Source organism: Stutzerimonas stutzeri (assembly GCF_002890915.1).
In the GTDB taxonomy this organism is placed as follows: domain Bacteria; phylum Pseudomonadota; class Gammaproteobacteria; order Pseudomonadales; family Pseudomonadaceae; genus Stutzerimonas; species Stutzerimonas stutzeri_AF.
In genome coordinates, this window is sequence record NZ_POUT01000004.1 from 332847 (window position 1) to 340109 (window position 7263).

Sequence of the window (7263 nt, forward strand, 5' to 3'; positions counted from 1 at the left end):
GAAGGGCACCCCAGGTGAGTCGGCAGAGATTACTAATAGTTGAGTAATTAATCAGGAGTTTTTGGCGCCTTAAGACTGACGGCCTGGACATACCCGATGCATCGAAGCGGTGCAGTCTCTTTCGGATGCTGGCAAAGCGCCCCAGCGCAGCGCAGCGATACTTCTACAGCACATCAAAAACAACAGCATCCATATGATTTATAAGTAATTTTACGAACTGGCAAGCATCCTGCTTTGAGAGCCTCACCCTGATTACTGCAATCAGGTTTCCAGGACGAGGGCCCACCCTCGCGTACCGACACAGGGAGTCAAAGCATGTTCAAAAAACTCACAGTGGCAGTTGCCGCAGCGTCCGCAATGGGCTTCAGCGCCTTGGCCGTCAGCGAGACGGTGCCCTCTCCACTCGGCGATTTCGATGTCAGCATGACCGCCACTCTGGCCAGCGATTACATTTGGCGCGGCCAATCGCAGACCGCTGGCGAAACCGCTATCCAAGGCAGCCTGGACGTCGCACACGAAAGTGGTCTGTATGCCGGAATCTGGGCCTCGAACGTCGACGATGCGGCTTTCCCGGGCAACACCAGCGGCGCTGACATCGAGGTCGACTACTACGTCGGCTACGGCTATGGCTTCACCGATGACATCTCCGCCGACCTGCAGCTGGCCAAGTACGCTTATCCGCAGGCCAGCGAGTGGAACAGCTACGAAATCATCCCGAGCATCACCGCCTACGGCTTCACCCTGGGCTACAAGTACGGCGTCGAGACCGGCGTGCACCCGTCCTACACCTGGGCCGGCTACGAATACGAGCTGCCCTACGAAACGACTCTGTTCGCCAGCTACGGCTACACCGATGCAAAGGCCGGTGGCGAGGACTACAACGACTGGGCCGTCGGCGTGGGCAAGACCCTCTTCGGCCTGGACGTGACGCTGACCTACACCGACACCGACATCGCCTCGGCGGACTGCGAAGCCACCTACGGCAAGGACGACTACTGCGACTCCAACCTGACCGTCGCGGTCTCCAAGTCCTTCTGACCGGGTGCCGGCCATCGCTAGACGGCCGGGCCAAGCAAACCTTTGGTTTTGAACCGCTCCAACGGGGCGGTTTTTTATAGCTCCGTTCCGCTCAGTGCTGCAGGTGCCCGTACAGCCGGGCGTACAGGCCGCCCTCGGCGATCAGCTGCTGGTGATCACCTTCCTCCGCGATCCGCCCACCATCGAATACCAGAACCCGGTCAGCCTGCTTCACCGCCGACAGCCGGTGGGCGATGATCAGTGTCGTGCGGCCTCTGAGAAAACGGTTCAATTCCTGGTGCAGGGCGTATTCGGTGGCCGCATCCAACGCCGAGGTGGCTTCGTCCAGGATCACCACCTTCGGCTCGGAAAGCACCATGCGCGCGACCGCCAGCCGCTGGCGCTGGCCACCGGACAGGCGCACGCCAGAACGCCCGACCACACTGTCCAGTCCCTTCGGCAACTGGCGAATGGTCTCCGCCAGCTGGGCGATTTCCAGGGCGTGCCAGCAGAGCGCGTCGTCCCGCTCACGCCCCATGGTCAGGTTGGCGCGCACGGTGTCGTTGAACAGCGCCGGATGCTGCAGCACGACGGCCACATTGTCGCGCACCGTGTTCAAGCCGATCTCCTCCAGCGGCACGCCGCCGAAGCGAATCTGCCCGGCCTGTGGCTGGTAGAGCCCCAGCAACAACTGCACCAGCGTACTCTTGCCACCGCCGCTGGCGCCGACGACGGCAACCTTCTCCCCGGGCGCGATGCTGAGGTCCAGGCCTTCGAGAACCGGCTCGTCCTGGTAGGCGAACTGCAAGCCATGCACGTCGATGGCGACAGTCGACTGGCCGGCAAACGGATCGCGGCCACCGGCATACTGCGGCTCGTCGGCCCGGGCCAGCAACTGGTTGATCCGCCCCAGCGCACCGCCGGCCGCGTAGAAGGCATATTGCAGGCTGAGCAGTTGCTCCACCGGGCCGATCATGAACCAGAGGTAACTGAATACCGCGAGCATCTGGCCGATGGAGAGATCGGAAAACAGCACGGTCAGCATTGCCGCCGCGCGGAACACATCGATGCCGAACTGGAACAGCAAGCCACTGGCGCGATTGGAAGCATCGGTCTTCCACTGCGAGGCCACCGCGTAATCGCGCACTTCGCGGGCGCGCAGCCCGAGACGGCCAAGGAAGAAGCCCTGGCGATTGCCGGCGCGGACCTCCTGGATCGCGTCAAGGGTCTCGGTGAGTGCCTGGGTGAAGCGCGAGGTGCTGTCGTTCTCCAGCTTCTTCAGGTACTTGACGCGCTTGCCCAGCTGCACCGTGGCGTAGATCACCAGCGGATTGAACAGCAGGATCAGCAGCGCCAATTGCCAGTGCATCCAGACCAGGATGGCGGCCGTGCCGATGATCGACAGCAGCGCCACCAGGAAGCGGCTGAGGGTTTCCCCGATGAACTTGTCGATGGTTTCCAGATCGGTGACCAGATGCGTTGCCACCGTGCCGCCACCCAGGCTCTCATACTCCGCCAGTGCGATGCGCTTGAGCCGCTCGATCAGACGGATCCGGATGCGATAGACGATGTCCTTGGACAGCCGGGCGAACAGGCGCGCCTGCAGTACGTTGAACACCAGCGCCGAGAGGCGCAGCAGCAGCGTGATGCAGAGCATCAGGCCGATATAGCCAGCCGCGGTCTCCCAGCCGCTGGGCAGGAAGCGATCCATGACCTGCAGCGCGGCATCTCCTTCGCCCAGCAGCACCTCGTCCACCAGCAACGGCAGCAACAGGGGAATCGGCACACTGCACAGGGTCGCCAGCACCGCGATCAGGTTAGCCAGGAACAACGCCTTGCGATGATGCAGTGCGAGCCGGCGGATCTCCGCCCAACTGAGCCGGTCAGGCATGGGTATTGTGCTCCAGCCAGCGCCCCAGCAGCGGAGCCAGAACCGATAATGGCTGGTAACCGTTGGTCAGCAATGCCAGCCGTCCCCCGCCCTCGGCCAGCAGGGTCGGGAAGCCGGCGATCCCGAGATTTTCCACCCAGGCGAAATCGGCCGCCGTGGCCGCCCTCGCCTCCTGGGAGTCGTAATGCTCGGCGAACCTGCCACGCGGTATACCGGCCGCTTCGGCCAGCTCTACCAGCAGCGAGGGCTGCGTCACGTCGCGGCCTTGCCCATAGAACGCCTGCTGGATCAGCGTTGCCAGCGGCCAGACGCGGGCCTGGTCGATACCGCGTGCCGCCACCAGTGCCCGGCAGGCGGGTTCGGTGTCATAGACCAGGCCCTCCGGCAGCCCCGCGACAAGATTGAACGGCTGGCCGGTAGCGGCACGCACCGCCTGCCAGTAGGAGAGCGTCCGCGCGCGCCCGCTCTGGTCCATAGCCGCCCGCTCGCGGCGCAGCCCACCGACCACCCATTCCAATTGCACGCCCTGCGCCCTGGCCTGCTCGGCCAGCTCCTGCAGCACCGGTGCGAACCCCCAGCACCAGGAGCACATGGGGTCCATCACGTAAATCAGTCGAGCCACTTCGATACTCCACTACTCGGCGCATGCCGGCCTGCTCAGCGCTCCAGCTCCCGGGGGTCGCGTCCGATGGGATGCGGCTGGTTGCGCTGGCGGGCCAGCTCGATCTGCTTCTGTCGCTCACGAGCACTGGCCCGGGTCTTCTCGCTCAGGGTATTCCAGCAGTGCGGACAGCTGATACCCGGAGCGTAGTGCTCGGATTGCCGATCCGCCACGGAAACCGGGGAGCGACAGGCGTGGCACAGATCGAAATCGCCGGTGCTCAGGTCGTGCCGTACGGTGACCCGATTGTCGAACACGAAGCAGTCGCCCCGCCAGCGACTCTGCGCCTCGGGCACCTCCTCCAGATACTTGAGGATGCCGCCCTTGAGGTGATAGACCTCTTCGAACCCTTCACCGAGCATGTAGCTCGATGCCTTCTCGCAACGGATACCGCCGGTGCAGAACATCGCCACCTTCTTGTGCCTGGTCGGATCGTAGTGCGCCTTGATGTAGGCGGGAAACTCGCGGAACGAGCGGGTCTTCGGATCGACCGCACCGTCGAAGGTGCCGATGGCCACCTCGTAGTCGTTGCGCGTATCGATCAGCAGCACCTCTGGATCGGCGATCAGGGCGTTCCAGTCCTGCGGTTCGACATAGGTACCGACGCGCTGGTTGGGATCGACCCCGGCCACGCCCAAGGTGACGATCTCCTTCTTCAACTTGACCTTGGTGCGGTAGAACGGCTGTTCGTCGCAGTAGGATTCCTTGTGATCGATATCGGCCAGTCGCGCATCACGCCGAAACCAGGCGAGCAGCGCATCGATCGCCTGGCGAGTGCCGGACACGGTGCCGTTGATCCCCTCTTCGGCCAGTAGCAGCGTGCCTTTGATGTCGTTGTCGCTGAGTATTTCGAGCAGGGGCTCACGCAGCGCGACGTAGTCCGGTAGGGACACGAACTTGTACAACGCTGCGACGACGATCTTCTGTGTCATGGGTATGTCCACCAGTGGTCGCCCGCGTAAAGGGCGGACCGGATACAAACGAAAGCGCCGGCAACGGCCGGCGCGAGGAAAAGTCTAACAAACAAGGCACAACGGGCGCGCGGGTGCGAACGGTAAGCCGGTCCCGTCTATTTATTTATGCCCGCCGGCGCAGACGGGCGAGGATGGCACCGCAGTTTGCTGGCGCCACTCCTCCGGTGTGTAGGTATGCAGCGCTAGTGCGTGGATCTGCTGCATCAGCGCCCCCATCGCGGCATAGGCCTTCTGGTGGCGCTTGACCGAACTCAAGCCGGCGAATTGCGGGCTGACGATCACGGCCTTGTAGTGGGTTTCCTGCCCCCGGCTGTGCATGTGGCTTTCATCGAACACTTCGAGGTGCTCGGGCTGGAGTGCTTGCAGGGCGTCTTGGATCGAATCGAGTTTGGGCATGCCTGGCTCTCTCAAGGCTTCTGGGTATCGAGTTCGGCCGTCATGTCGGCCAGCAGCTGGTTCACTTCCGGCACAGCGGCTTCCAGTTTCGCCTGGGTCAGCTGCGCCGAACGGGCATTGAGCTCCGGCAGCTTGGCGAGCATCTTCTTGCCCAACGGCGATTGATAGAAGTCGATCAGCTGGTTCAATTCAGGCTCGGAAAACTGGCTGGTATAGAGCACGACCAGATCAGGTTTCAGCTTGTCCCAGCCGATGGCTTTGTCCAACGCCGCATCGGCCTTGGCCTGGTAGCGCTCGAGCAGCGCCCTCTTGCTCCCCGGCGCCTGGGCTTCGGCAAAGCGCTGCGCGAACATTTGCTGGACCTGGGCATAAACCGGCACCGCGAGGCGCTCGGCATTCGCCAATTGGAGGAAGCGCTCGGCACTGTCAGCGTGGGTTGCACTGTCGGCCATCGACGATACGGCGATACAGCTGAGGGCAAATGCGCAGCAAAAACGGAAGGTACGGTGCGTGGACATTGGAAATACCTTGGATGGGCGATAGGTAGCCCTCAATGGACACATTCTGCGCCTGGAGTTCCAATGGCTCAAGCAACGGGCTGCAACACCACGGAACCCCCAGTGTCGTAACGCAGCCTAAACCAGTAATTCGAACCATGGAGCAACGGCATGACACGTACCGAGACCGACAGCCTGGGCCCAGTAGAGGTGCCGAAACAGGCTTACTGGGGTGCCCAGACCCAACGCTCGCTGAGCAACTTTGCAATCGGTGGCGAACGCATGCCGATCGAAGTGGTGCATGCCCTGGCTCTGATCAAGAAAGCAGCAGCACGGGTCAACAACCGCATCGGAGACCTGCAGCCCGATATTTCCCGCTTGATCGAACAGGCCGCCGACGAGGTGTTGCATGGCCAGCACGACGATCAGTTCCCATTGGTGGTCTGGCAGACAGGTAGTGGCACGCAGAGCAACATGAACGTCAATGAAGTGATAGCAGGGCGCGCCAACGAACTGGCTGGAGGCAGCAAGGGCGGCAAAAGCCCCGTGCACCCCAACGATCACGTCAATCGTGCGCAGAGCTCCAACGACTGCTTTCCTACCGCGATGCATATCGCCACCGCCAAGGCCATCCATGCCGATCTCTTACCGGCGTTATCCGAGCTGTCCGGTGGGCTCGCCGAACAAGCCGCGCGCCATAACAAGCTGATCAAGACTGGGCGGACCCATATGATGGACGCCACCCCGATCACCTTCGGCCAGGAACTCTCGGCCTTCGTAGCCCAGCTCGACATCGCCGAACGGGCGATCCGTCAAAGCCTGCCGGCTGTCTACGAACTGGCCCAAGGCGGAACGGCCGTCGGCACCGGGCTGAATGCCCCGCACGGTTTCGCCGAAGCCATCGCTGCGGAACTGGCAGCTCTTTCAGGGCTTCCCTTCGCCAGCGCACCCAACAAATTCGCCGCATTGGCTGGGCATGAGCCCTTGGTCGCGCTTTCCGGGGCCTTGAAGACCCTGGCCGTGGCCCTGATGAAACTGGCCAATGATTTGCGCTTGCTGGGTTCCGGGCCTCGCGGCGGCTTCGCCGAAGTGAAACTGCCGGCCAACGAGCCCGGCAGCTCGATCATGCCCGGCAAGGTCAACCCGACCCAGTGCGAGGCGTTGTCGATGCTTGCCTGCCAGGTCATGGGCAACGATATGACCATCGGTTTCGCGGCAAGCCAGGGGCATTTGCAGCTCAATGTGTTCAAACCGGTGATCGCCCATAACCTGCTGCAGTCGATCCGACTGCTGGCTGATGGCTGCCGCAACTTCAATACCCACTGCATAGCGGGACTCGAACCAGACCCTGCGCGTATGGCTGAACATCTGGAACGAGGTTTGATGCTGGTAACTGCCCTGAATCCCCACATCGGCTACGACAAGGCAGCGGAAATCGCCAAGAAGGCTTATGCAGAGGGCAGTACCCTGCGCGAAGCGGCATTGGAACTCGGCTACCTGACCAACGATGAATTCGAACAATGGGTTCGTCCGGAAACCATGCTGGAGTCAGGGCAACGAGGATGACCTGAATCGACTGATAACCAGTCATTCAGCGGGGCTGGGAGCCGCTCCAGTCCCAGCAGTGCTGCAGTCCATCGCCACGAACCACCAGCTGCCAATAATTCCAGCGCCCAAAAGCAAACCCCCGAGCCGCTAATGCGGATCGGGGGTTTGGGATAGGTGCTTGACGATGACCTACTCTCACATGGGGAGACCCCACACTACCATCGGCGATGCGTCGTTTCACTGCTGAGTTCGGGATGGGATCAGGTGGTTCCAACGCTC

Annotated in this window: 7 protein-coding genes and 1 rRNA gene; 2 read left to right on the forward strand and 6 right to left on the reverse strand. The window is 62.2% G+C overall.

The features are described 5' to 3' along the window. The first annotated feature begins 315 nt into the window (after positions 1-315). Positions 316-1038, forward strand: coding sequence for a TorF family putative porin (locus tag CXK94_RS10470; protein ID WP_037039385.1), 723 nt, complete (start codon positions 316-318; stop codon positions 1036-1038). A 91-nt stretch (positions 1039-1129) separates the two neighbouring features. Here the strand turns inward: CXK94_RS10470 and CXK94_RS10475 are convergent, their stop codons facing one another. The 5 genes from CXK94_RS10475 to CXK94_RS10495 all read right to left on the reverse strand — a co-directional run bounded on the left by CXK94_RS10475 (position 1130) and on the right by CXK94_RS10495 (position 5457). After that, on the reverse strand, positions 1130-2908 hold the full coding sequence (locus tag CXK94_RS10475) for an ABC transporter ATP-binding protein (RefSeq protein WP_102894297.1): 1779 nt from the start codon (positions 2906-2908) through the stop codon (positions 1130-1132). After that, the gene (locus CXK94_RS10480) at positions 2901-3530 is read right to left on the reverse strand and encodes a DsbA family protein (RefSeq protein WP_256046181.1); all 630 of its coding nucleotides are present in this window, start codon (positions 3528-3530) and stop codon (positions 2901-2903) included. Before CXK94_RS10480 ends, CXK94_RS10475 begins: the two co-directional genes overlap by 8 nt. Positions 3531-3565: 35 nt before the next feature. Beyond that, the gene (locus CXK94_RS10485; protein WP_102894298.1) at positions 3566-4501 is read right to left on the reverse strand and encodes a rhodanese-related sulfurtransferase; all 936 of its coding nucleotides are present in this window, start codon (positions 4499-4501) and stop codon (positions 3566-3568) included. A gap of 141 nt (positions 4502-4642) precedes the next feature. Further along, positions 4643-4939, reverse strand: coding sequence for a BolA family protein (locus CXK94_RS10490; protein WP_102894299.1), 297 nt, complete (start codon positions 4937-4939; stop codon positions 4643-4645). Between the two features lie 11 nt (positions 4940-4950). After that, positions 4951-5457, reverse strand: coding sequence for a DUF2059 domain-containing protein (locus tag CXK94_RS10495; RefSeq protein WP_102894300.1), 507 nt, complete (start codon positions 5455-5457; stop codon positions 4951-4953). A 150-nt stretch (positions 5458-5607) separates the two neighbouring features. Here CXK94_RS10495 and CXK94_RS10500 point away from each other — a divergent pair, with 150 nt between their 5' ends. Beyond that, positions 5608-7002 carry a class II fumarate hydratase gene (locus CXK94_RS10500; protein WP_102894301.1) on the forward strand — a complete coding sequence of 465 codons (1395 nt, stop codon included), beginning with the start codon at positions 5608-5610 and terminating at the stop codon, positions 7000-7002. A 158-nt stretch (positions 7003-7160) separates the two neighbouring features. On the opposite strand, the gene rrf is transcribed toward CXK94_RS10500, so the two are convergent. Then, positions 7161-7263 (reverse strand): 5S ribosomal RNA (gene rrf, locus CXK94_RS10505); the annotation flags it as partial.

Excerpts from the sequence above, each read along its gene's own strand:
- CXK94_RS10495 (WP_102894300.1), bottom strand. The coding sequence starts at position 5,457 with ATGTCCACGCACCGTACCTTCCGTTTTTGCTGCGCATTTGCCCTCAGC.
- CXK94_RS10490 (WP_102894299.1), bottom strand. The coding sequence starts at position 4,939 with ATGCCCAAACTCGATTCGATCCAAGACGCCCTGCAAGCACTCCAGCCC.
- CXK94_RS10485 (WP_102894298.1), bottom strand. The coding sequence starts at position 4,501 with ATGACACAGAAGATCGTCGTCGCAGCGTTGTACAAGTTCGTGTCCCTA.
- CXK94_RS10470 (WP_037039385.1), top strand. The coding sequence starts at position 316 with ATGTTCAAAAAACTCACAGTGGCAGTTGCCGCAGCGTCCGCAATGGGC.
- CXK94_RS10475 (WP_102894297.1), bottom strand. The coding sequence starts at position 2,908 with ATGCCTGACCGGCTCAGTTGGGCGGAGATCCGCCGGCTCGCACTGCAT.
- CXK94_RS10500 (WP_102894301.1), top strand. The coding sequence starts at position 5,608 with ATGACACGTACCGAGACCGACAGCCTGGGCCCAGTAGAGGTGCCGAAA.